The following is a 22,204-nucleotide window of genomic DNA, read 5'->3' on the forward strand; positions in this document are numbered from 1 at the left end:
GTCCTCGGCGTTGGCCTTGGTGATCTCCACCGTGCCGAGGGGCCGCTTCTTCCGGGGGCGGGGCGGCGGACCCGGGGGCGAGGGTGGCGGACCCGGGGGCAGGGGCGGAGCGACCGGTGGGCTGCCGGTGTCCGGCCGGCAGGAGACGGCCCGTTCAGTAGCTCACTGCTGGTCTTCGGTGCGGCCCACATGGATGACCAGGATGATGATCTGGCCCTCCTGCCAGGCGTACACGGCGCGATAACGGCCGACGCGCAGTCGCCAGTGGAACGGTCCCCAGCGCACGCCGCGGCGCGGGTCATCGACCAACGCCTCCAGCTCGCCGATCAGTTCCTTCAGGCCCTCGGCGTCGCCGTCGCGCATGTAGGCGGCGAGCTGGTTCTTGGCTTTGTCGGTGAAGCGTACTTCCACTTCTACAGGCCCAGCTCGCGCTTCACGTCATCGAGCGCGAAGGTGGGGACTTCCTCGCCACGGGCACGGCGCAACTCGTTCTCCAGCACGGCGATGGTGTCCTCCTGGTCCTCAAGGTACTGAACCGACACGACGGCGGCCGAGGTCTTGCCGTTGAGCGAGATGTAGGTGCTGGTGCCGTCGACGACGGCGTCGCGCACCAACGTGCCGAACTTCCCGCGCGCTTCTTTTACCGGTAGCACAGCCATACCCAGAAGTGTACACAAGGTTACCCCGCGCTGCCCAGCAGCCCGAAGCCACCGCGCGCGGCGGCGGAACCCGCCCGGCAGCGGAACCCGTTCCCCGCACACCCGCCCCAGGGTAGGCCGCCCCTCCGACAACCAGAGGGTCCGGGAGCCCATCGACGCAGGCCAGTCGGGCCAGACGTGGCTGCTACACGTTGCCGATGTGGAACACGGTGATGGTGGACCACGTCATCGCCCGGCGCGGTCACGGGTCCCAGGCCAGCGCGTTGATCGCGTCGAAGATCTGGTCTACGCCCGGGGATCCTCCTTGCTGTACGCGGCGATCTTCTCCTTGACGCCCCGGTCGTATTCGACCCGGTGCCTCACGCGGCGCCCTGGCCGTGCGCCGTATTCCCCCGCGTACACCGCGCGCACCACCTCATCGTGCGACTCGGTCTCCACCGTGCCGCGGGCCTTGCGCAGCTCGTACAGTGCGAGCACCAGGCGGTCGTCAAGGTCTGCGAGTTCCTCAGCGCTGATCAGCACGGCCGCCGGCTCGCCGCCGTCGCCGGTGATGACCACCCGTTCCCGTCCGGCCGCGCACTGCTGCACCAGCATCTCCAGCCGGGCGCCAGCCTCGCCGATCCCCACATCACTCATCTTCGATCCCGCTACTCGTGCCCCACTTGGTGCTTCGGCGCGCGCAGGCGGTACATGTCACCACGCACGCAGGTCGTCCATGTCCTCCCGCACCGCGACCGCCTCCGCCTCGTACGCCGGGTCCAGGCGCCACTCCTGCACCTCGGCCGCCGCCTGGCGGCACTGCTCGCGGACGTACGCCTCGTGCACCGCCTGCCTGATGGCGTCGGACACCGTCACGTCGCGCATGGTCGCCAGCGCGTCGAGTTCGCGGCGCGTGGCGGCGTCCGGGCGGAAACTGATGGTCCGTACGGTCACGAGGCCAGCGTAATGCGCAACGTATTACGCCGCCGGTGTGCGCACCCGGCCCCGCCAACCACGGTGCGGTCAGCTGTCCAGCAGCGTGCGCCACTCCTCGACCGACTCCGCCGACACCGGCCCCGACCAGCCCTCCGGGCGGACCGCGCCGCCGACGTGGAAGGCATCCAGGCCCGCCGCGCGGAGCCGGGGGACGTGGGCCGTGGTCAGGCCGCCGCCGGCCATGATGCGCGGCTCGTAGCCGGGCTCGCCCGCCACCGCGCGGGCCGCCTCCGCGACCAGCACCGCGAGGCCGTCGGCGACGCCGTTCGGGGAGCCGGCGGTGAGGTACGTGTCCAGACCCGGCAGCCCCGCGAGCTGCTTCCGCAACGTGTCCCGGTCTGCCGCCCGGTCGATCGCCCGGTGGAACGTCCACCGGCAGCCGTCCCCCACCTCCCCCACCTCCCCCACCGCCGCCAGCAGCCGCCCCATCGCCGCCAGATCCGGCCCACCCGCCTCGTCCAGAAACCCGAGGACGAACTCCTCCGCCCCCTCCGCCCGCAACGCCCCCGCCCGCGCCGCCAGCGCCGCCACGTCCCCGGCGGCGAAGCCGTCCTCGGCGCGGAGCATGACGCGTACGGGGATGTCCACCGCGGCCCGTACGGCGGCGACCGTCGCGCGCGACGGGGTGAGCCCGTCGGCCGCCATGTCCGTGACCAGCTCAAGGCGGTCGGCGCCGCCCGCCTCCGCGGCGGCGGCGTCGGCGGCGTTCAGGGCGATGACCTCAAGCAGCATTGGTCTAGACATGCAGCACAGCCTGCCATATCGCGCAGAATGGTGACCATGCCAGCCCCCGTAGACGAGTCCCCCGCCGGACCGCCCGCCGGATCGGCCGCCGAGCCGCCCGCCCCCACCCTCCTCGACCGCTGGACCACCCTCCTCACCCGCTGCCAGACCGGCGCCGAGCGGCCCGACCCCGTTCCGTACGGCAAGAACCTGCTGGAACGGTGGGGTGAGCCGCAACGGCACTACCACACCGCGGCACACCTGAAGGCCGTCCTCGACCGCATCGACGAACTGGCCGACCACGCCGACGACCCCGACGCCGTGCGCCTCGCGGCCTGGTTCCACGACGCCGTCTACCGGCCGGACCGGAGCGAGAACGAGGAGCGCAGCGCGCGTCTCGCGCAGGTCGCCCTCGCGGAGGCGGGAGTTGGAGAGGAACGGGTCGCGGAGGTGGCGCGGCTGGTACGGCTCACGGTGAGCCACGACCCGCGGGCGGACGACCGCAACGGCGAGGTGCTGTGCGACGCGGACCTGGCGGTGCTGGCGGGCACGCCGGCGGAGTACGCGGCGTATGCGGCGGCGGTCCGGGAGGAGTACGGCTTTGTGCCGGACGACGCGTTTCGGGAGGGGCGGGCGGCGGTGCTGCGGCAGTTGCTGGGGTTGCCGCGGCTGTTCCGTACGGAGACGGGGTACGGGCGATGGGAGGCGGCGGCGCGGCACAACGTGGGGACGGAGCTGGAGCTGCTGGGGGTGTAGGGGGGTTGGGCGAGAGGTCACTTGACGCGGACGCTCACCCCCGGGACGTCGAGGGTGGTGACGGGCGTGCCATCGGGGGTGCGACAGGCGTGGAAGGTCACCCTTCTGAGGCTGCTGAACCGCGTGAAGGTCTGACGGTCGGGCAACACGACGCAGTTGTACAGCGCCAAGTCCGTCAACGACGGCGGGACGCTCTTCACGCTCGTGAGCCACGCGTGGCCGTTGAGATTGTAGAGTTCCACCCCACGAAGACGGGTCATGCCCTCCAGTTCGTCGAACCCCCGAAGCGTGCACCAGCCGACTCCCACGAGCGTCACGTGCTGCACGCCTGTGAGGGTGGTAAGCGGGCCAAGGCCCGTCACCCCCGCTTCGAAGAGCTTGATGCCCGTTAGCTTGGGAATACGTCGCAGTATGTCCAGGTCCAGATCCATGGCCTCGGAGGCGGGGAGCCCCAGCCACTCCAGGTGAGTGAGGTCCGCGAGGGCCGATACCCCGCGGACAGACATGGTGCCGTGCAATGAGAGATTCCTCAGGCGTGAATGGTCGCGGAGGACCGACAGATCGGCTTCTCCGGACAACCGGGTCGTCCACAACTCCCGGAGGGGCGGAAAGTCGACCACGAACTCAAGTTCGCGCTGGGGGCAGGTGACAACGACGTCTGTCAGGGCACCCAAGCGGCGCGCTGCATGGAGCTGACCAGAATGATTGATCATCACCATGCGTTCCGCCAGCGGCAGTCGGCTGAGCACGCGGTCGACATAGACCTCCGCGTCGAAGTAGTCCCAGGCATGGATGAGTTCGTAGACGACCCACCAGCGCTCGTCCCCTACGTAACCCTCCAGCATGGCCAGAGCCTGCTCGCCCCCGATCAGAGCCACCGTCCGTACCGTCTGCGCCGCCGCCTTCTCCGTCAGCTCCTCCAGTGACGTCGGCAGCCAGCGCAGCAACGTCGGCCCCACCGCGGCCAGCGCCGGCGGGTCCGTCTTCCGCCTCGCCGGAAGCAGCGCGGTCACGGCCTCGTCCAACCGGTCCGCCAACCCGCCCGACACCGACGGCAGCGTCTCCTGGCACGCCGCCGCCAGCAGCCGCAGTGTGCGCGCGTGCCGGGGCTCCTCCTCCGCGCGGTCCAGGATGCCGCCGAGCAGCTCCTCCCGCTGGCGCGCGTTCGCGTGGCCGGCGGTCATGATGATCGTCTCTCGCCACAGGTCCAGATGCGCCCGCTCGACCAGGTTGCCGATACGGTCCTCCTCCGCCGCCTCCTCGGCGGCCAGGTACTCCTGAAAAGTCCGGTGTACGAAATCGATGCGGTCCTCCGCAGGCGACCGCAGGATCCCGGAACGCTGCCGCAGCTGGCCCAATACCACACCGCCGTCCAGCACATCCAGGTGCCGCATCCCCCGCAGCTTCGCGGCCACGTACCCAGCCGCCCGCTCCACGTCGATCTCGCTCCGGTAGTTGTCCGACAACCGCCACGCGAGATCCCTCAGGATGACCAGCTTGTCACCGAGGCTCAGCCTGCTGTCCGCCGCACTCGGTACGTTCCGGTCCGCATCCCGGTCGTGGACGAGGGTGTGCAGAGCGTTGCGGTACAGCTCCATCCGGTCGCGCGGCAGTTGGCGGCCCCGGTTGAGGTGCATCGCGCAGAGCATGGCCGCGAGCAGTGGGGTGCTCGCGAGGGACTGCAGGTGGGCGCGGTCTTTAAGGCTGGTGAGGAGGGACTGTTCGTACTGCGGGATGTCGTCCACCGCGCAGGGCAGTTCGCCGCCCAGTTCGCGTACGGCCTGGTGCCACCGCCGTACGAAGGCCGCCAGGTCGGGCGGCGTCATCCGGTCCAGGTGGAGCGCAGTGAAGTCCTCGCGGCGCAGCCAGTCCGCACCGGCCGCCGCGGGACGGGACGTCACGACCACGCGCAGGCCCTTGTACTGGCCGAGCAGCTTGCGCAGCCAGTCGCGGACCGCCTGCCGTTCCCGGCCCAGCAACTCGTCCACGCCGTCGATCAGGAGCAGCGCCGTGCCCGCTCGAAGTTGGCGCTCCACCCACCCCTTCGGCATGATCCCCGTGATCGGCCCGGCGACCCCGTCGAGCATCGCCTCCGGGTTCGGGGGCTTGCGGCCGCTGTACTCGCGGAGCTTGACGAAGATCGGCGTGAGACCGTTCCATTCGGCCAGCTCACCCGTGAAACCCCCGCGCGCGGCCGTGATCGCCAGCCACCGCAGCAGCGTCGTCTTGCCCGAACCGGCCTCGCCACGCAGCAGCACCCGGGACGCGCCGCTCAACGCCGCCTCGACCCGCATGCCGGAGGCTTCGTGCCCGCCCTCCTCCCAGTTGCTCATGTCGGGCCTGAGCTTCGGCACCGCTCTACGGACGGTGCGGCGGCGGAGCTTCGCGTCGTCGCCGGTCGTGCGCAGGCTCACGTACGCGACCGACAGCCGGACGCGCTGCGGGGTCGCCTGGTCGGACGTGCCGCGGAACAGCTCCACCTCGTCGAGGTCCCGGCTGACCAGCTCCAGGTACTCACGCAGGAAGTCGGTGTCCTGGTCTGAGCCGTCCGGCGCGAACAGCGAACGGTCCGGCAGGCGTTCCAGGATCCGCGCCACCTCGGCGCCCAGCGTGGCGGTACGCGCCAGCAGTTCGGCCGCCGCACGCTCCTCGAAGACGGGCAGGCTGCGCACGATGCTGACGTAGTACGCGACGCACTCGGCGAAGAGCACCTCATACAGACGCGTCTCCGCCTCGCCGAGGCCGACGGGCCCGGGCACGGAGGCGGTGATGCGGCGGACCAGCTCGGCGGGCTGGGCGTCGGCGGCGAGGAGGGCGTCGTCGGAGAGATCCGCGCGCGCGAACGTATCGGCCACGGCGTCGATGACCGCCTGCCGGCCGCCGGGCTCCAGGCGGTCGAAGGCGTGGGTCAGGAACGGGTCCAGGCGGTCGTACACCGCGTTGGTGATCTGCTCGAACTGCTGCCGGACCTCGCGCTGGAGCCGCACGCCCGGGACCCGTACCCGGACCAGCTCCTCCATCTCCAGCTGCCGCTCCTGGTCGCGCTGCTTGCCGCGCAGCCACAGCTTCCCCGCGGCGTTCGCCACGAGCGTCCCGAGCCGTAACGCCGCCGTCTCCGCGAGCATGTGCACACCCCTCCCTGCCCCTGCACAGCAGGAAACCACACGGCAGTGACAGTCCGTACGCCAAGCGAGCGCGCCGACACGCCACCGGCCCGCGTCAGGCTTGACGCGGGCCGGTCTGCGGGAATGCTGCGGGTCGGCTCAGGCGGAGAACTCCCCGGCCTTGACCGCGGCGACGAAGGATGACCAGCCCGCTGCCGGGAAGACCAGCGCCGGGCCGTGCGGGTCCTTGGAGTCGCGCACCGGGACGGCGCCGGGGAACCCGTCGGCGACCTCGACGCAGGCCCCGTTCTCCGCTCCGCTGTAGGTCGACTTGCGCCAGGTCGTGAGTGCCGAGGCGTCGGGGATGCGGTTAGCTTTCATCGGCATACTCTTTCAGATAATGACGAATCAGATCGAGAGATTCACTCTCCGGAAGAGCCTTGGAGCGCGCAACGTCAAAGCGCTGTACAAGCTCAACCGCCCTCTTCGGTGAGTCTACTGCCTCGCCGGAATCGTAGCTCTCGACGAGAGCCACCGTGGCACCGTCCTTCAAGGTCAGCAGCATCAGGCTCCCGCCCATCATCGAGTGCAACCCCTGGTCGAAGGGGAGGACTTGAAGGGTTACGTGCGGCTTTTCTGCCATCTGCACCAGATGTTTAATCTGCCGCCGCATGGTCTCTTTGTGCTCTAGTGGACGCCTGAGTGCCGACTCATCCATGATTGCCCAGTAGAGCGGCGGCGAGTCGCCGTCCAGCACACGCTGCCGCTTCACACGGGCGGCGACACGCTCGTCCAGTTCGTTCAACATCCCGGTGGGCAGCCCCATCCGGTACAGCTCGCGGATGTACTCCTCCGTCTGCAGCAGCGCCGGAATGGTGCTGCTCGTGAAGACCTGAATCCGGATCGCGTCGCCCTCCTTGTCGACGACCTCGCGGCTGTAGACGGCGATCAGGCTGTCGTGCGCCATTTCGCGCAGTTCGACGAACAGGCCGTCGGTGTTGAAGTAATCGTCGAGTACCTGCGCCAGGGCTTCCGACGGCAACTGCTCCCCGCGCTCCACCCGGCTGATGTACGTATGCGGGTAGCCCACCCGTTCGGCAAGCGCTCGCTGGGAAAACTCCGCGCCTTCCCGGAGACGCCGCAACCGGCGTCCGAGCACTGTGCGCGGAGTGGCCTTGCCGTCGTCCTCGTGCAGCTCCATACCTCGAACACCCCTTCAATTCCCTGTCCACAAAGGCCCTTTGGCGACGGGCCATTCCTGTACGGGGGCGTTCCCCATCGGCAATGGTGGTAACCAAGCCGCCCTTCCGGGGCGGGATCTCGCCGAACTGACAGGCCACACGCGAGAGACCCCCGCAACCGCACGACCGGTCCGGGGCGTGGCCACCAACCCCACGGAGGTTGACGACGTGACCCACGCTATCGCGAGGCTGTTCGTGCCGCTGCTGCGGCTGCCGGAGGTGACGGTGTGCTGAAGGGGCGCCGGACCTTGCGACTCATGGCGTGGTCGGACGACCGGGGCCACTCCGCCTACCTGATCACGGACAACCCCGACAGTTATCTCTCGCGATTCGCAGACGACGCCGAGGAAACACAACTCGGCATGGCCTCCGACCTACTCGACCACGTCCACGACCTGCTGGCCGAAAGCAAGCAGGACGCCGACGAACTCCGCTTCTTCGCGAGACAGTTGTGCGAATCGCTGCACAAGACACTGCACATCGCGGACAGCCGAGGTGAACGCCTCGCCGACGCCGCCGACGCCGCTGACGCGGAAACTGCCGAATGCGGCGACGTGGACGAGGACGCGGCACCCAGCCTTCCCCAGCCCAAGGAATGCGGGGCGTTCGGACCGTGAGGCTCGCCCGATCACACGAGGCGATGTTCCCAGCGCAGGGTCGGATCGTCTCCGATCCAATAGGTGTGCCCGGCGGGTGTGACGTCCAGTTGGACAGCGCTGATATCAGGCTCCCCGGTGCCCTGCCATGTGGTAACCGCGGTTTCGATGGCGTCCCAGAGGGCGACGGGTCCGCCTTGGCGGACGGTCCAGGCGTCGCCGTCGCGTGCGAGTTCAGCGAACGATTCCCGGTCTGTGTCGAAAAGGTAAACCCGCTGTTCGCCTCCGGAGGCGGTGTTAATCATCTGCACGCCGGGGGCGGCGAGCTGGGCGAGGAACGCTGGCATCCACGCGTGGAGCAGCCCCGGTGCGATGCGGGCGGGCCGGGTGGTGTCGGCGTAGGCGGTGCGGGCGGCGAGATCGCCCGAGAGCGGAACGGGTGCCTGGGCGCGGGCAGGCATGAAGGAGGAGCGGCCGATGATCCGCCCCTCTGCCGTGCGCTCACCGGTGACGGTGACCTTGGCCAGGCCAGTGCCGCGGGACCAGGAGCCGACGGTGGCCAGGATGATGCCGCCCGGGGAAGTCTGGCGGATCCAGGCATGGGGAATACGGCGCACGGCGCAGGTAGCGATGATGCGGTCGTACGGGGCGCGGCGGGGGTGTCCAAGCAGGCCGTCGCCGGTCACGGTCCAGGTGGAGTAGCCGCAGGCTTCGAGCGCGTCGTCGGCGCGTTTGGCCACCTCGGGATCGACTTCGATGCTGGTCACCTGGTCTTCGCCGAGGCGGTGGCACAGTAGCGCGGTGGAGTAGCCGGTGCCCGTGCCGATCTCCAGCACGGTCATGCCGTCGTCCACGTCCAGGTCTTCCAGCATCCCGACGACGGTGGCGGGGACGGTGGAGGAGGAGGTGGGGAAGCCGGTGACCGGCCCGGTGGCCTGGTCGGGTGTGAGGTGGCCGTCGAGCTGGGTCACGAGGGACTCGTCGCCGTAGGCGATCTCCACCCACTCCTTGGTCTCGACGCTGCCGGGGGCGACCGGCCGCCAGCAGGCGGCGTTGTCCTCGGGCAGGAACACCCCGGAGGCACCAAGGAACGCCTCGCGGGGCACGGCTTCGACCGCTGCCCGCCACACAGGGCTTGTCAGGTGCCCTTGCGCTTGGAGGCGGTCGGCGAGCGCTCGGCGCTCGCGGCGGGTGTCGGGTGCGGTCATGGCTCTCCTTGCGCCAGCAGATCTGCGAAGGCAGAGGTCAGGGGAAGGTCGGCGGCGTCTTCGAGCCAGCCCCACTGGCCATTGGGGTTGAGTTCCAGGAAGTGCAGGTCACCGTCGCAGTCGAGGACGAGGTCGAAGCTACCGCTGGCGAGGCCGAAGCGTCGCAGATAGCGGACCAGGAGGTCGGAGATCTGGTCGGGCAGCGTGGTGACCCGGTAGGACAGGACGCTGTAGTCCCGGCGCCAGTCCAGCAGGTCGCAGTCGATGCGGACGGCGAACACCCGCTCACCCACGACCACCACGCGCATGTCCGCTTCCTTGCGGATGCGTGCCTGGAAGAGGTGCGGCACCACCGCGACCGACTCGTCCAGCTCATCGATGCTCACCGGCTCGGTCCAGGTGGTCAGCCCGGTGCCGTCCTGCTGCCGGTAGGGCGTCCAGCGCAGCGCCTTGTAGACCACCTGCTCGTGTTCGGTGAGGAACGCCTTGATGTCGTCGAGATTGTTGGAAACCAGCGTGGGCGGAATGGGCAGGCCCATCCGCTGGGCGGTGGCGAGCTGGAGCGGCTTGTGCTCGGCTGCGTAGTTGCGTAGCGGGTGGTTGACGTACCGGGCGTGAGGCAGGGCGTACAGGGTTCCGCCCAGGCCATGACGGGTCTGGGCGGCGGCGAACCGCGCGTCCGCCGCGTCCAGGTGCTCGAAGGAGGCCAGGTGGGGCGGCGCCAGTACACCGAGCGCACCCCCTCCAGCCGGTGCGGCGGGAGGGGGTGTGGACCTGCCCCGCCGGCGCGGTCGAACCGGTGCCGAAGGAGGCCGAGACCTGGAGATGGTCACCGATGTCGGCGGGGTTGAACCGGACCACGGGCACGCCCCGGCGGTTGAGTTCGGCGATCACCATGTTCGCGGTGATGTCGTCGACCTCGGTGACCACCAGGACCGAACTCTCGGCTGATGCCACGCGTCAGCTCCCGGGGTCCTGCTCGCTGTCTTGGTCGTGGTCGGTGTCGTTGCGGGAGTCCAGGTTGGTGCTCTCCATCTGGGTCTCCGTGCCCATCGACGTTCCGTGCTTGCCCATCTCGATGATTCCGCCGCGAGCGTCGCGGTAGACCGTGAGCTGGGTGGCCGGGTCGATGACGGCGGAGGCGAAGTCCCGATGGTGCACGGCCGGATACGGACGCATCCGACCGACACCCCAAGGGCGGCAGCCAACTGACGAGGCACCTGTGGGTAACACGCTGACCTCCTGCATGGGTGAGGCGCACTGACACGAGCCTGACCCCGCCGAACGGTCCGATGCAAGGCAGTCTCTACGGTGCTGCCCTCGAACGCTCCGGTACGCCCGCGCATGGTGCACCGCCCTACGCCCTCACGCCACCCCCGACCGCCTCCCCGGCCGCCGCAGGCCGCCCGCCACCAGTCGGCGCAGCAGCTCCTTCGAGCCCACCTCCACCGCCCCCCGCCGCACCGCGTCCTCGTACCGCGTCGACGGAATGTCGTAGTGGTCCCGGTCGAAGGCCCTCGGCGGCACTCCCATCGACTCCGCGAAGGCGTGCAGTTCCTCGTACGACTCGTCGCTGACCAGGTGCGACCACATCCGCCCGTGTCCCGGCCACGTCGGCGGGTCGACGTAGATCGTCATCCGGCGCCGCCCGCCGGCCCCAGGCCGCCCACCGGGGCCACCACCGCGCCCGTCCGCCCGCAGACCCACCTCGGCTCGGGGCCGAGTTCCGGTTCGATGTCCAGCGCGTGCGGGCCGGAGGCGTCGACGTCCTGGCAGACGGGGCACAGCGGCCACCTGCCGTGCTTCTCCAGGAGCGCGTCCTGGACGTCCTGAGCCACCAGGCCGTCCAGGTACGCCACGCCCTGCGGCCACTGCTCGACCCACCAGCGGCGGTGCGCGACGGCGTCCTCGACGAGGGTGACGACGTCCGGCTCGGCCACGTCGGCGGCGGTGAGGTCGGCGAGTATCAGCGCACGGGCGCAGTGCAGCGCCTGCTCCAGCCCTTGGTGCTCCATGCAGCCATTCTCCCGCAACCGGCACCCGCGAGACGGCGCCCACAGCCGCCCCGGCGCCCGCGGCGCCCACCCCCGCGGGGTTTTCCACAGGGCGGTCGCGGGGGGTTGACTCGCCTCGGTCGTGAAAATATCTTTCGGGTGTGAGCTACAGCGTGAAGGAAACTTTCACTCCCGACCCCCCGACCGGACCCGCGCCGCCCGCGCCCGCGGCCCTCGCGGCCAAGGTGCGGACGGTCGCGCCGTCCATGACGCGCTCCATGCAGCGCGTCGCCGAGGCCGTCGCCGGTGACCCGGCCGGCTGTGCCGCGCTCACCGTCACCGGCCTCGCGGAGCGCACCGGTACGTCGGAGGCGACCGTGGTGCGGACGGCGCGGTTGCTCGGCTATCCCGGGTATCGCGACCTCCGGCTGGCCCTCGCCGCCGCCGCCGCGCAGCAGGAGGCCGGGCGGGCGCCGTCGGTCACCGCGGACATAGCGGTGGACGATTCGATGGCCGACGTCATCGCCAAGCTCGCGCGGGACGAGCAGCAGGCGCTCGCGGACACCGCGGCCGGGCTCGACCCCGCGCAGGTGGAGGCGGCGATCGCCGCCATGTCCGCCGCTCGGCGCATCGACGTGTACGGGATCGGCGCCTCCAACCTCGTGGGCCAGGACCTGGTTCAGAAGCTGCTGCGGATCGGCGTCGTCGCGCACGCCTCGCCCGACCCGCACCTGGCCGTGACCAACGCCGTCCAGCTGCGCGCGGGTGACGTGGCCATCGCGATCACGCACTCGGGTCGCACGGTCGACGTCATAGAGCCGTTGCGCGTGGCGTTCGACCACGGGGCGACGACCGTGGCCATCACCGGCCGTCCGGACGGCCCCGTCGCCTCGTACGCCGATCACATACTCACCACGTCCACGGGTCGCGAGAGCGAGCTGCGGCCGGCGGCCATGTCCAGCAGGACGGGCCAACTGCTGGTCGTGGACTGCCTGTTCATAGGCGTGGCCCAGCGTACGTACGAGCGCGCGGCCCCGGCGCTCGCCGCCTCGTACGAGGCGCTGGCCCACCGGCACAGCCCGCTCCGCCCGCGGCCCTGACGCCGCCCGGCGACACCCGACGACCGCCCGATGCACCGGCGACCCGCCCGCGACGCAGACGCGGGCCCCGCCCGCGGTACCGGACGGCGCGGCGGGTGCGCCGGGGGCGCCGGGGGCGACCGACACGCCCGGACGTGCCAGACGCGCCATCTGCACCACGCACAGCTCATGCACTCTGCACCACGTACAGCTCATGCGCCACGTGTCATGCACCACGTACACGCGACCACGCACCACCCCCCGCACCACCCCCACGCACCACCCCCCACACTGGTCTGCCCGAAGGCGTCCCGCGGACGTCCGAGGGCCCGGCACCTGACCGCACCCGACCGCACCGCCGTACGACGCCGGCGCCGCCCGGCGTCCGGACGCGCACCGCGCGCCGGCCGCCCGCGACGGCAGCCCGACCGCCGGCGACCGCACCACGCAAGCCGCCGTGACCGACCCAACTCCGCGTGCGCGCACCGCCCACCGCGCGCCACGCACCGCATGGAAAGAGCCGCCCCGACATGCCCTCTCCCTCAGCCGACATCCGCCGGGAGCTGGAAAGCCTGACCACCGAAGCGTTCCGGCCGGAGCTTGCGGAGATCGACCGCCTCTCCAGCCTGGAGATCGCCAGAATCATGAACGAGGAGGACAGCGGCGTACCGGGCGCGGTCGCCACGCAGTTGCCGCAGATCGCCGCCGCCATCGACGCCACCGCCGAGCGCATGGCCCGCGGCGGCCGGCTGTTCTATCTGGGCGCCGGCACCGCGGGCCGGCTCGGGGTGCTGGACGCCAGCGAGTGCCCCCCGACGTTCAACACCGACCCGTCGCAGGTCGTCGGCATGATCGCCGGTGGTGACAAGGCGATCCGCACGTCCACGGAGGGCGCGGAGGACAGCAAGGAGCTGGCCGCGGCCGACCTGGCGGCGGCGGACCTGGGGCCCGACGACACGGTCGTCGGCATCTCCGCCTCGGGCCGTACGCCATACGCCGTCGGCGGCGTGACGTTCGCGCGCGGCCGGGGGGCGCTGACCATCGGGGTGTCCTGCAACGCCGGTTCCGCGCTGTGCGCGGCGGCGCACCACGGCATCGAGGTCGTCGTGGGCCCCGAGCTGATCGCGGGCTCGACGCGGCTGAAGGCGGGCACGGCGCAGAAGCTCGTGCTCAACATGCTCTCGACGATCACGATGATCCGGCTGGGCAAGACGTACGGGAACCTGATGGTCGACGTGCGCGCCTCCAACGAGAAGCTGCAAGCGCGTTCGCGGCGCATCGTCGCGCTGGCGACGGGCGCGGGCGACGAGGAGGTGGAGGCCGCCCTCGCGGAGACCCACGGGGAGGTGAAGAGTGCGATCCTCACCATCCTCGGCGGCGTGGACGGCAGCACGGCGGAGCGGCTGCTCGACGCCTCGCACGGCCACCTGCGGGTGGCGCTGAAGGCCGCGACCGACGTGAGCTGACGGGCTGCCGACCCCCGGCCCCGGCACCCGGCCCTCCGCGCCCGAGGGCGGCACCCCCTGCGGGGTACCGCCCTCGGTTCGTCGGTGCGTCCGCGGACGACCCGGATCAGAAGTCCATGTCGCCGCCGGGCATACCGCCCCCGGCCGCGGCCTTCTCCTTCTCCGGCTTGTCGGCGACGACGGCCTCGGTGGTGAGGAACAGGCCCGCGATCGACGCCGCGTTCTGCAGCGCGGAGCGGGTCACCTTGGCCGGGTCGATGATGCCCTCGGCGATCATGTCGACGTACTCGCCGCTGGCGGCGTTCAGGCCGTGGCCCGGGGTCAGGTTGCGCACCTTCTCCACCACGACGCCGCCCTCAAGGCCGGCGTTGACCGCGATCTGCTTCAGCGGGGCCTCCAGGGCCAGCTTCACCGCGGCGGCACCGGTGGACTCGTCGCCCTCCAGCTCCAGCTTCTCGAAGACGTGGCCGGCCTGCAGCAGGGCCACGCCGCCGCCGGCGACGATGCCCTCCTCGACGGCCGCCTTCGCGTTGCGCACGGCGTCCTCGATGCGGTGCTTGCGCTCCTTCAGCTCGACCTCGGTCGCGGCACCGGCCTTGATGACGGCCACGCCGCCGGCCAGCTTGGCGAGCCGCTCCTGCAGCTTCTCGCGGTCGTAGTCGGAGTCGCTGGCCTCGATCTCGGCCCGGATCTGGTTGACCCGGCCCTGGACGCCGTCGCTGTCGCCGGCACCGTCGACGATGGTGGTCTCGTCCTTGGTGATGACGACCTTCCGGGCGCGGCCCAGCAGGTCGAGGGTGGCGCTCTCCAGCTTGAGGCCGACCTCCTCGGAGATGACCTGGCCGCCGGTGAGGATGGCGATGTCGCCGAGCATGGCCTTGCGGCGGTCGCCGAAGCCCGGGGCCTTGACGGCGACGGACTTGAAGGTGCCGCGGATCTTGTTCACCACGAGGGTGGACAGGGCCTCGCCCTCGACGTCCTCGGCGATGATCAGCAGCGGCTTGCCGGACTGCATGACCTTCTCCAGGAGCGGCAGCAGGTCCTTGACCGCGCTGATCTTGGAGTTGGCGATGAGGATGTACGGGTCCTCCAGCTCCGCCTCCATGCGCTCCATGTCGGTGGCGAAGTAGGCGGAGATGTAGCCCTTGTCGAAGCGCATGCCCTCGGTGAGCTCCAGCTCCAGACCGAAGGTCTGCGACTCCTCGACGGTGATGACGCCTTCCTTGCCGACCTTGTCCATGGCCTCGGCGATCAGCTCGCCGATCTGGGTGTCGGCGGCGGAGATGGAGGCGGTGGAGGCGATCTGCTCCTTGGTCTCCACGTCCTTGGCCTGCTCCAGCAGGGCGGCGGAGACGGCCTCGGTGGCCTTCTCGATGCCGCGCTTCAGCGCCATCGGGTTGGCGCCGGCGGCCACGTTGCGCAGGCCCTCCTTGACCAGCGCCTGGGCCAGGACGGTCGCGGTCGTCGTGCCGTCACCGGCGACGTCGTCCGTCTTCTTCGCGACCTCCTTGACCAGCTCGGCGCCGATCTTCTCGTACGGGTCCTCGAGTTCGATCTCCTTGGCGATGGAGACACCGTCGTTCGTGATCGTGGGGGCGCCCCACTTCTTCTCAAGGACGACGTTCCGGCCCTTGGGGCCCAGGGTGACGCGGACGGCATCGGCGAGCTGGTTCATGCCGCGCTCAAGGCCGCGCCGCGCCTCCTCGTCGAACGCGATGGTCTTGGCCATTGTGTTGAGTCCTCCCGGACAGGGGGGTGGTCTGTGTCCGGACCGCGCTGGCGCCCGCGACGGACGGTCCGCGACCCGCGTGGTTCCCTCCCACCCGGCGTACGGACCTCACCGAACCGGTCCCGTGCTGTCACTCTCACGGGGAGAGTGCTAACGCCAATGATTAGCACTCGCCCCCTGCGAGTGCAAGCGGGTGGGGCGTTCTCACGCGCAGAGCGGAACACGCACAGAGCGGAACCGGAGAACCGCACCGCACAGCAGAGGGCCCGCACCCCGGGGGGTGCGGGCCCAGCGCAAGTCGTCCGTGGTCGATGCCCGGCGCTCAGCCGTTGACGCGGACCATGTCTGCCTGCGGCCCCTTCTGACCCTGCGAGATCTCGAACTCGACCCGCTGGCCTTCCTCGAGGGTGCGGTACCCGTCCATCTGAATCGCGCTGTAGTGGACGAAGACATCCGCACCACCGTCGACCGCGATGAAGCCGTACCCCTTCTCCGCGTTGAACCACTTGACGGTGCCCTGAGCCATTCCAAACTCCCCTATTGCTGGCCCTTACACAGGACCGCACTCCGCGGACCCGGGTCAGACCTCACCCCCGGATACACGCCGGGGCGTGCGCCGGAACGCGTCGACCGCGGCTGAATGTATCCGCACAGATGCCCAGTGCAACAGGTCAATCGGACGAGAATTCTGCGGACACTTGATCGGTATTTTTCCGACCAACACCCGCCATCCCCTGACAACTCGGGCAGGGCATAACTCACCATCACGACAAATAACTCTCCGCAATTACCCGGAACTTGTCGCGTTCTCATATGCATGGAGCACGGGCCACGAGGGGGGAACGTCCCAACCCTATCGCGTGCACGGACATGCGAACGGCCCCACTCCGGATCGGTGGGGCCGCACACGCAGCAGCAGGGTTCAACTGCCCCCGGCAACCGCCGGGATGATCGAGACGCCCGCCCCCTCCGGAGTGGGAGTCTGCAGGCCATCGGCGAAGCGGACGTCGTCGTCGTTCACGTAGACGTTCACGAACCGGCGCAGCTTGCCTTGATCGTCCAGCACCCGGGCGGCGATCCCGCGGTGGTTCTTCTCCAGGTCTTCGATCACGTCGGCCAGGGTCGCGCCCTCGGCGCTCACCTCGGCCCGGCCGTCGGTATACGTACGGAGGATGGTCGGAATTCGGACGTTCACGCTCATGATGCGAGGCCGGCCTCTCGGAAGGAGTCGAGTGTGGGACGAATGATCGCGCTCGGCCCCGTGGTGGGGGCGACCGCGTCGAGTGTCTTCAGGCCGTCGCCGGTGTTGATCGCGACGGTGGTCGCGGCCGGGTCGATCCGGCCGTCCGCGACGAGTTTCGCCAGCACGCCGAAGGTCACGCCGCCCGCCGTCTCCGCGAAGACGCCCTCGGTACGGGCCAGCAGCTTGACCGCGTCGACGACCTCGGCGTCCGTGACGTCCTCCACCGCGCCGCCGGTGCGGCGGGCGATGTCCAGCACGTACGGGCCGTCCGCCGGGTTGCCGATGGCGAGAGACTTGGCGATGGTGTCGGGCCGGACGGGACGTACGACGTCATGGCCGTCCTTGAAGGCCCGCGAGACCGGCGAGCAGCCGGCCGCCTGGGCGCCGAAGATCCGGTACGGACGCTCCTCGACGAGCCCCGTCGCGATCAGCTCCTTCAGCCCCTTGTCGATCTTCGTGAGCTGGGAGCCGGAGGCCACCGGGATGACGATGTTGTCCGGGAGCCGCCAGCCGAGCTGCTCGCAGATCTCGTAGGCGAGGGTCTTGGAGCCCTCCGCGTAGTACGGGCGGAGGTTGACGTTGGTGAAGCCCCAGCCCTCGCCGACCGGGTCGCCGATCAGCTCGGAGCAGAAGCGGTTCACGTCGTCGTACGTGCCCTCGATGCCGACGACGTCGCCGCCGTAGACGGCGGCCATGACGACCTTCGCGTGCTCCAGGTCGTACGGGATGAACACGCACGAGCGCAGCCCCGCCCGGGCCGCGGCGGCGCCGACCGCGCCCGCCAGGTTGCCGGTGGAGGAGCAGGACAGCGTGGTGAAGCCGAAGGCGCGGGCGGCCTCGACAGCGATGGCGACGACGCGGTCCTTGAAGGAGTGCGTGGGGTTGCCGGAGTCGTCCTTGACGTGCAGCTCGCCGGTGACGCCCAGCTCGGCGGCGAGCCGGTCGGCGCGGTGCAGCCGGGTGAAGCCGGGGTTCAGGTTGGGCTTGGCCGCCACGTCGGCGGGGACGGGCAGCAGCGGCGCGTACCGCCAGATGCTCCGCGGGCCGGCCTCGATGTGCTTCCGCAGCCGGGCAGCGGACTCGGCGTCGCCGCCGGGCAGGTCGTACGCCGCCTCCAGCGGCCCGAAACAGGACTGGCACGCGAACACGGGACCCAGCGGCACCCGCTCCCCGCACTCCCGGCAGGACAGCGCGACGGCCGGACCCAGGTCGGGGGCGCCGTCGACGGCGGTGTGGGTGGCAGCTGTCTCTACAGCCATACTGGCGAGGCCCTCTCTCCTCATCTTCCCCGCGACGCATCTCGCCGCAGGACGGAATTGGCACCATCACCGTCCGGGGCCTCGCAGCGTCGCGAGTGCCGGACGGAGGGTTGCCGGGGCTTCAACGGGCCGTTCCCTCTGCCCCTCTGGATGAGCTCTGTATGGCGCCGGCCCGGCGGGGCCGAACGGCGCTTTTGTCTGGCGCTTCTCTCCGGCGCGCGGACCCCGACATAGGGACGTCACGCACGTTGTTCAAGACTGTAACCGACGACCAGGACAGTTGTGAGGGCCGTCCGACACGCGAGACGGCTCTCACACCGCACAGGACCACCGGCAAGGGAGGCCCGCAGGTGCTCGACGACGTGGAGCGGTGGCTGAAGGCGCGGTCCTGGTCCGCCGCGGACCGGCCGCCGGCGCGGCTGCTCGCGGCCAAGCGGGCGCTGGGGGCGCGCGGGACGGTGAGCGTGGTGCTGCCGGCGCTGAACGAGGAGGCGACGGTCGGGGCGATTGTCGCGGCGATCCGGGCGGAGCTGATGGCGGCGGGCGGCGCGGACGGCGGGGGTGGCGGGGGCGGGGGCGGGGCGCTCGTCGACGAGCTGGTCGTGATGGACTCCGGCTCCACGGACCGCACGGCGGAGGTCGCCGCCGCGGCCGGCGCGCGGGTCGTACACCGTGACGACGTGCTGCCGCGGGTGCCGGCGGCACCGGGCAAGGGCGAGGTGCTGTGGCGGTCGCTGCTGGTGACCCGCGGCGAGATCGTGTGCTTCGTCGACGCGGACCTGAAGGACTTCGACACGGCGTTCGTGAGCGGGATCGTGGGCCCGCTGCTGACGGACCCGGACGTGGAGTTCGTGAAGGCGGTATACGACAGGCCGCTCGGCACTCGGACGGGCGGCCAGGGCGGGCGGGTGACGGAGCTGGTGGCCCGCCCGCTGCTGAACCTGCACTGGCCGCTGCTGGCCGGCTTCGTCCAGCCGCTGGGCGGCGAGTACGCGGCGCGGCGGTCGCTGCTGGAGCGGCTGCCGTTCCCGGTGGGATACGGGGTGGAGCTGGGCCTGCTCGTCGACGCGCTGCACACGGTGGGCCTGGACGCCCTGGCCCAGGTCGACGTCGGCGTCCGCCGCCACCGCCACCAGGACGACCGCGCGCTGGGCCGCATGGCGGCGGCGATCTACCGCACGGCGCAGCTGCGGCTGGCGCGGGGGCACCTGGTGCGGCCCCGGCTGACGCAGTTCGAGCGGGGGGTGGACGGGGCGTTCGAGCCGCGGACGTACGGGGTGGACACGGAGGAGCGGCCGCCGATGCGGGAGATCCCCGAGTACGCGAGCCCTCGCCGGGCGTGCTGTGGCGGGGTACGGGGTCACGGGCCGGACCGGGGCCGCGGTGACGAGGAGCCGGACACGACGGTGGCGTAACGGAGCCCTCGCCGGGCGGGCCACACCCGGGGCACAATTGTTCAGCTCTGCTTGACGCAGCGAGGCTGGCTACACAACGATCATCATCCATGGGATGGAATACATCGGCATTGTTCGTGCGCGACCGGTCCATCGACGAGGTCGTGGACAGCCTGCCGGACGTCGTCGGCTACGTGCCACGCGACGAACGCGTGAGCGCCGACTTCGCGTGGAGCCACTCTCCCCGTGAGCGCCTCTACCTCGCTGAGGACGGTGGGTGGTGTCAGATTTGGGATCCGGACCAGCGGATCCCTCTCAACGTCGACCGGTGGCTGACCTCGGACGTTCTCGGAACGATCAAGGGGACGCAGGCCCTGGCTGTCGTGTTCTCCAGCGTGGCGAGCGTGTACGCCCTGTGGTTTTACGACGACGCTGACCTCGTCCGCCACGTCTGTTTCGAGAACGGCGAGGCCAGGGCGGAGACCGGTGACCCGTTGCCATCGGAATCGGGTGTCGAATTTCCTTCCTGGGGCCCGGACGAGGACTTCCTCTGGCATGTGATCAAGAACACCACCGGCCTGGAGGCGAACCTCGATCAGCTGTTCACTGTCTACGAGGTGGTCGAAGACTTCTGAAGTCGTGGCCCTACGTTTCGGGCGCCCGTGCCGTGGCTAGGCTCGGCGCATGGCCGAGCCCTCGCGTGCCCCCCTGCTCGTCGCGTCGAACCGCGGGCCCGTCTCGTACGCCGTCCGCGACGACGGCGAACTCGTCGCCAAGCGCGGCGGTGGCGGGCTCGTGTCCGGGCTCAGTGCCGTGGGGCCCGACGCCGGGGCGCTGTGGGTGTGCGCCGCGCTCGGGGACGGGGACCGGGAGGCCGTGCGGCGTGGGGTGGGCGAGCCCGGCGTACGGATGCTCGGCATCGACCCGGACGTCTTCCACGACGCGTACAACGGCATCGCGAACTCCGTCCTGTGGTTCGTCCACCACATGCTCTACGACATCCCCGTCTCCCCCGTCTTCGACGCGGAGTTCCGTCGCCGCTGGGCCGCATACGAGACGTACAACCGCGCCTTCGCCGACGCCCTCGCCGACGGCGCCGCCGACGGCGCCGCGGTGCTCGTGCAGGACTACCACCTCTGCCTCGTGCCCGGCATGCTCCGCGAGCACCGCCCCGATCTCAGGATCGCGCACTTCTCGCACACCCCCTGGGCGCCGCCCGAGTACTTCCGGCTGCTCCCCGACGACATCGCCGCCGCGCTGCTGCGCGGGCTGCTCGGCGCCGACCGCGTCGGCTTCCACACCCGCCGGTGGGCCGAGGCGTTCGTCTCCTGCTGCCGCGACGTGCTGGGCGACGAGGCGCACGTCGCCTGGGAGGGGGAGGACCCGCCGCCGGACCGCCGCGGGCGGCGGACCACCCGGGTCGACGTACACGCCCTCGGCGCCGACGCCGACTTCCTGCGTGAGCGCTCACGGCGGCCGGACGTGGCCGAGCGGATGGCGGCGCTGCGGGCGCAGATCGGCGGCACGGACCGCGAGGTGGTGGTACGCGTGGACCGCACCGAGCTGTCCAAGAACATCGTCCGCGGGCTGCTGGCCTACCGGCGGCTGCTGGAGCGCTGGCCGCGGTGGCGCGGGCGGGTGGTGAAGCTGGCGTTCGCGTACCCGTCGCGGCAGGACCTGGCCGTGTACCGGGACTACACCGCGGAGGTCCGCCGGCTCGCCGCGGAGATCAACGAGGCGTACGGCACGGACGGCTGGCAGCCGGTCGTGCTGCACGTCGAGGACGACTTCGCCCGCTCCCTCGCCGCGTACCGGCTCGCGGACGTGGCGCTGGTCAACCCGCTGCGCGACGGGATGAACCTGGTCGCGAAGGAGATCCCGGTGGTCTCGGACGACGGCTGCGCGCTGGTGCTGTCGCGGGAGGCGGGCGCGTACGCGGATCTCGGCGAGGACGCGCTGGTGGTGCACCCGTACGACGTGGAGGCGACGGCGGAGGCCCTGCACGCGGCGCTGTCGATGCCGCGCGACGAACGCGCCCGCCGGACGAAGCGGCTGGCGGCGGCGGCCACGGCGCTGCCGCCGCAGGCGTGGTTCCTGGCGCAGCTGAACGCGCTGCGGGGGTAGCGGGCAGGGGCGGCGGTACGGAGCAGCGCGCCCCGCTCACCCGGGCGCGGTGGCGGGTCCTGGAAGGTGCGGGGCACGCCCTGCTCACCGGGCGCGGTGGCGGTCCTGGAAGCGGGCCGCCTTGGCGCGGTTGCCGCACCCCTCCATGGAGCACCAGCGGCGTCGCCCGTTCTTGCTGACGTCGTAGAACCACAGCACGCACTCGGGGTTCGCGCAGCCGCGGATCCGCTCCGGCTGCTCCGCGTACAGCCGGACCAGGTCGGCCGCCGCACACCAGGCGGGCAGCCACGCCGGGTCGTCCACGACCACCTCCGAGGTGGCCACGCCAGCGCGCAGCAGGGGGCGGCGGGCGCCGTGGGCGAGGATCGCGTCGAGCGGCTGCTCGTCCCCGTCGAGGGCGGCGCGCAGGGCGGCGCGGGCGGCGGCCAGCGGGGCGCGTACGGCGTCGGCGGTGGCGGTGGCGGTGGGGTCCGCCGCGTCGTCGGTCAGGTGGTGCTCGTCCAGCCAGCGGCTTATGCCGTCCGGCTCGTAGAAGAAGTCGACGGGGCGTCCCTGGTCGATCCACCAGGTGTTCACCAGGTCCAGGGCGAGCGGTTCGCCCGTCAGCGGTCGTGCCATACAGAGCAGTGTAACCATTGAAGTCGGGTTGACAGG

Annotated in this window: 25 protein-coding genes and 1 riboswitch; of the genes, 7 read left to right on the plus strand and 18 right to left on the minus strand. The window is 70.9% G+C overall.

Going from position 1 to position 22,204, the window contains the following annotated elements; translation table 11 throughout:
• Positions 1-162: 162 nt before the first annotated feature.
• From T328_RS15340 to T328_RS15360, 5 genes are all read right to left on the minus strand, one after another.
• Positions 163-411: a type II toxin-antitoxin system RelE family toxin gene (locus tag T328_RS15340; protein ID WP_496496575.1), complete on the minus strand. Its 249-nt coding sequence runs from the start codon at positions 409-411 to the stop codon at positions 163-165.
• A gap of 2 nt (positions 412-413) precedes the next feature.
• Positions 414-659 (minus strand): type II toxin-antitoxin system Phd/YefM family antitoxin, encoded by a 246-nt coding sequence (locus T328_RS15345; RefSeq protein ID WP_496496576.1) that lies wholly within the window; start codon positions 657-659, stop codon positions 414-416.
• A 285-nt stretch (positions 660-944) separates the two neighbouring features.
• A complete protein-coding gene (locus tag T328_RS15350) occupies positions 945-1,295 on the minus strand; it encodes a type II toxin-antitoxin system prevent-host-death family antitoxin (RefSeq protein ID WP_496496577.1) in 351 nt (116 codons plus the stop codon).
• A gap of 57 nt (positions 1,296-1,352) precedes the next feature.
• Positions 1,353-1,592 carry a ribbon-helix-helix protein, CopG family gene (locus T328_RS15355; RefSeq protein WP_496496578.1) on the minus strand — a complete coding sequence of 80 codons (240 nt, stop codon included), beginning with the start codon at positions 1,590-1,592 and terminating at the stop codon, positions 1,353-1,355.
• A gap of 69 nt (positions 1,593-1,661) precedes the next feature.
• On the minus strand, positions 1,662-2,378 hold the full coding sequence (locus T328_RS15360) for a copper homeostasis protein CutC (protein WP_496496579.1): 717 nt from the start codon (positions 2,376-2,378) through the stop codon (positions 1,662-1,664).
• Between the two features lie 27 nt (positions 2,379-2,405).
• Between T328_RS15360 and T328_RS15365 the strand changes: the two genes are divergently transcribed.
• On the plus strand, positions 2,406-3,113 hold the full coding sequence (locus T328_RS15365; RefSeq protein ID WP_496496580.1) for an HD domain-containing protein: 708 nt from the start codon (positions 2,406-2,408) through the stop codon (positions 3,111-3,113).
• Between the two features lie 17 nt (positions 3,114-3,130).
• On the opposite strand, the gene T328_RS15370 is transcribed toward T328_RS15365, so the two are convergent.
• The 3 genes from T328_RS15370 to T328_RS15380 form a co-directional block, all read right to left on the minus strand.
• Positions 3,131-6,238, minus strand: coding sequence for an NACHT domain-containing protein (locus tag T328_RS15370; RefSeq protein WP_496496581.1), 3,108 nt, complete (start codon positions 6,236-6,238; stop codon positions 3,131-3,133).
• A gap of 138 nt (positions 6,239-6,376) precedes the next feature.
• Entirely contained in the window at positions 6,377-6,598 is a 222-nt protein-coding gene (locus T328_RS15375) for a DUF397 domain-containing protein (RefSeq protein ID WP_496496582.1), read from the minus strand.
• Positions 6,588-7,418, minus strand: a complete 831-nt coding sequence (locus tag T328_RS15380) for a helix-turn-helix domain-containing protein (RefSeq protein WP_496496583.1) — start codon at positions 7,416-7,418, stop codon at positions 6,588-6,590. Before T328_RS15380 ends, T328_RS15375 begins: the two co-directional genes overlap by 11 nt.
• Positions 7,419-7,685: 267 nt before the next feature.
• Here T328_RS15380 and T328_RS15385 point away from each other — a divergent pair, with 267 nt between their 5' ends.
• Positions 7,686-8,075 carry a hypothetical protein gene (locus T328_RS15385; protein ID WP_496496584.1) on the plus strand — a complete coding sequence of 130 codons (390 nt, stop codon included), beginning with the start codon at positions 7,686-7,688 and terminating at the stop codon, positions 8,073-8,075.
• 11 nt (positions 8,076-8,086) lie between these two features.
• On the opposite strand, the gene tgmC is transcribed toward T328_RS15385, so the two are convergent.
• From tgmC to T328_RS15410, 5 genes are all read right to left on the minus strand, one after another.
• Positions 8,087-9,262, minus strand: coding sequence for an ATP-grasp peptide maturase system methyltransferase (tgmC, locus tag T328_RS15390; RefSeq protein ID WP_496496585.1), 1,176 nt, complete (start codon positions 9,260-9,262; stop codon positions 8,087-8,089).
• The gene (locus tag T328_RS15395) at positions 9,259-10,095 is read right to left on the minus strand and encodes an MvdC/MvdD family ATP grasp protein (RefSeq protein WP_496496586.1); all 837 of its coding nucleotides are present in this window, start codon (positions 10,093-10,095) and stop codon (positions 9,259-9,261) included. The genes tgmC and T328_RS15395 overlap by 4 nt, the downstream gene beginning before the upstream one ends.
• A gap of 127 nt (positions 10,096-10,222) precedes the next feature.
• Positions 10,223-10,510, minus strand: a complete 288-nt coding sequence (gene tgmA / locus T328_RS15400; protein WP_496496587.1) for a putative ATP-grasp-modified RiPP — start codon at positions 10,508-10,510, stop codon at positions 10,223-10,225.
• Between the two features lie 117 nt (positions 10,511-10,627).
• Positions 10,628-10,900 carry a DUF4031 domain-containing protein gene (locus tag T328_RS15405; protein WP_496496588.1) on the minus strand — a complete coding sequence of 91 codons (273 nt, stop codon included), beginning with the start codon at positions 10,898-10,900 and terminating at the stop codon, positions 10,628-10,630.
• On the minus strand, positions 10,897-11,277 hold the full coding sequence (locus tag T328_RS15410; protein WP_496496589.1) for a DUF8819 family protein: 381 nt from the start codon (positions 11,275-11,277) through the stop codon (positions 10,897-10,899). Before T328_RS15410 ends, T328_RS15405 begins: the two co-directional genes overlap by 4 nt.
• 140 nt (positions 11,278-11,417) lie before the next feature.
• Here T328_RS15410 and T328_RS15415 point away from each other — a divergent pair, with 140 nt between their 5' ends.
• Together T328_RS15415 and murQ are read left to right on the plus strand one after the other, a co-directional pair.
• Positions 11,418-12,356, plus strand: coding sequence for a MurR/RpiR family transcriptional regulator (locus tag T328_RS15415; RefSeq protein WP_496496590.1), 939 nt, complete (start codon positions 11,418-11,420; stop codon positions 12,354-12,356).
• Between the two features lie 509 nt (positions 12,357-12,865).
• Positions 12,866-13,801: an N-acetylmuramic acid 6-phosphate etherase gene (gene murQ, locus T328_RS15420; protein ID WP_496496591.1), complete on the plus strand. Its 936-nt coding sequence runs from the start codon at positions 12,866-12,868 to the stop codon at positions 13,799-13,801.
• A 106-nt stretch (positions 13,802-13,907) separates the two neighbouring features.
• Here murQ and groL read toward each other — a convergent pair whose 3' ends face one another.
• From groL to thrC, 4 genes are all read right to left on the minus strand, one after another.
• Positions 13,908-15,530: a chaperonin GroEL gene (gene groL / locus T328_RS15425; protein ID WP_496496592.1), complete on the minus strand. Its 1,623-nt coding sequence runs from the start codon at positions 15,528-15,530 to the stop codon at positions 13,908-13,910.
• Positions 15,531-15,852: 322 nt separating this feature from the next.
• The gene (locus T328_RS15430) at positions 15,853-16,056 is read right to left on the minus strand and encodes a cold shock domain-containing protein (protein ID WP_027756133.1); all 204 of its coding nucleotides are present in this window, start codon (positions 16,054-16,056) and stop codon (positions 15,853-15,855) included.
• Between the two features lie 396 nt (positions 16,057-16,452).
• A complete protein-coding gene (locus T328_RS15435) occupies positions 16,453-16,731 on the minus strand; it encodes a MoaD/ThiS family protein (protein WP_496496593.1) in 279 nt (92 codons plus the stop codon).
• Positions 16,728-18,032 (minus strand): threonine synthase, encoded by a 1,305-nt coding sequence (thrC, locus tag T328_RS15440; RefSeq protein WP_496496594.1) that lies wholly within the window; start codon positions 18,030-18,032, stop codon positions 16,728-16,730. Before thrC ends, T328_RS15435 begins: the two co-directional genes overlap by 4 nt.
• 17 nt (positions 18,033-18,049) lie before the next feature.
• Positions 18,050-18,189, minus strand: a riboswitch (SAM riboswitch).
• Positions 18,190-18,382: 193 nt separating this feature from the next.
• Between thrC and T328_RS15445 the strand changes: the two genes are divergently transcribed.
• From T328_RS15445 to T328_RS15455, 3 genes are all read left to right on the plus strand, one after another.
• Positions 18,383-19,447, plus strand: coding sequence for a glucosyl-3-phosphoglycerate synthase (locus T328_RS15445; protein WP_496496595.1), 1,065 nt, complete (start codon positions 18,383-18,385; stop codon positions 19,445-19,447).
• 116 nt (positions 19,448-19,563) lie between these two features.
• The gene (locus T328_RS15450; RefSeq protein WP_496496596.1) at positions 19,564-20,061 is read left to right on the plus strand and encodes a hypothetical protein; all 498 of its coding nucleotides are present in this window, start codon (positions 19,564-19,566) and stop codon (positions 20,059-20,061) included.
• Positions 20,062-20,110: 49 nt separating this feature from the next.
• Positions 20,111-21,550 (plus strand): alpha,alpha-trehalose-phosphate synthase (UDP-forming), encoded by a 1,440-nt coding sequence (locus T328_RS15455; RefSeq protein ID WP_496496597.1) that lies wholly within the window; start codon positions 20,111-20,113, stop codon positions 21,548-21,550.
• Between the two features lie 84 nt (positions 21,551-21,634).
• Here T328_RS15455 and T328_RS15460 read toward each other — a convergent pair whose 3' ends face one another.
• Positions 21,635-22,168 (minus strand): CGNR zinc finger domain-containing protein, encoded by a 534-nt coding sequence (locus tag T328_RS15460; RefSeq protein ID WP_496496598.1) that lies wholly within the window; start codon positions 22,166-22,168, stop codon positions 21,635-21,637.
• Positions 22,169-22,204: the final 36 nt, after the last annotated feature.

The organism is Streptomyces sp. CNX435 (genome assembly GCF_059570575.1).

Bases quoted from the DNA above. Each gene is read 5' to 3' on its own strand.
- T328_RS15345 (WP_496496576.1), bottom strand. From the start codon at position 659: ATGGCTGTGCTACCGGTAAAAGAAGCGCGCGGGAAGTTCGGCACGTTG.
- T328_RS15350 (WP_496496577.1), bottom strand. From the start codon at position 1,295: ATGAGTGATGTGGGGATCGGCGAGGCTGGCGCCCGGCTGGAGATGCTG.
- T328_RS15360 (WP_496496579.1), bottom strand. From the start codon at position 2,378: ATGTCTAGACCAATGCTGCTTGAGGTCATCGCCCTGAACGCCGCCGAC.
- T328_RS15365 (WP_496496580.1), top strand. From the start codon at position 2,406: ATGGTGACCATGCCAGCCCCCGTAGACGAGTCCCCCGCCGGACCGCCC.
- T328_RS15370 (WP_496496581.1), bottom strand. From the start codon at position 6,238: ATGCTCGCGGAGACGGCGGCGTTACGGCTCGGGACGCTCGTGGCGAAC.
- T328_RS15375 (WP_496496582.1), bottom strand. From the start codon at position 6,598: ATGAAAGCTAACCGCATCCCCGACGCCTCGGCACTCACGACCTGGCGC.
- T328_RS15380 (WP_496496583.1), bottom strand. From the start codon at position 7,418: ATGGAGCTGCACGAGGACGACGGCAAGGCCACTCCGCGCACAGTGCTC.
- tgmC (WP_496496585.1), bottom strand. From the start codon at position 9,262: ATGACCGCACCCGACACCCGCCGCGAGCGCCGAGCGCTCGCCGACCGC.
- tgmA (WP_496496587.1), bottom strand. From the start codon at position 10,510: ATGCAGGAGGTCAGCGTGTTACCCACAGGTGCCTCGTCAGTTGGCTGC.
- T328_RS15405 (WP_496496588.1), bottom strand. From the start codon at position 10,900: ATGACGATCTACGTCGACCCGCCGACGTGGCCGGGACACGGGCGGATG.
- T328_RS15410 (WP_496496589.1), bottom strand. From the start codon at position 11,277: ATGGAGCACCAAGGGCTGGAGCAGGCGCTGCACTGCGCCCGTGCGCTG.
- murQ (WP_496496591.1), top strand. From the start codon at position 12,866: ATGCCCTCTCCCTCAGCCGACATCCGCCGGGAGCTGGAAAGCCTGACC.
- groL (WP_496496592.1), bottom strand. From the start codon at position 15,530: ATGGCCAAGACCATCGCGTTCGACGAGGAGGCGCGGCGCGGCCTTGAG.
- T328_RS15430 (WP_027756133.1), bottom strand. From the start codon at position 16,056: ATGGCTCAGGGCACCGTCAAGTGGTTCAACGCGGAGAAGGGGTACGGC.
- T328_RS15435 (WP_496496593.1), bottom strand. From the start codon at position 16,731: ATGAGCGTGAACGTCCGAATTCCGACCATCCTCCGTACGTATACCGAC.
- thrC (WP_496496594.1), bottom strand. From the start codon at position 18,032: ATGGCTGTAGAGACAGCTGCCACCCACACCGCCGTCGACGGCGCCCCC.
- T328_RS15455 (WP_496496597.1), top strand. From the start codon at position 20,111: ATGGCCGAGCCCTCGCGTGCCCCCCTGCTCGTCGCGTCGAACCGCGGG.
- T328_RS15460 (WP_496496598.1), bottom strand. From the start codon at position 22,168: ATGGCACGACCGCTGACGGGCGAACCGCTCGCCCTGGACCTGGTGAAC.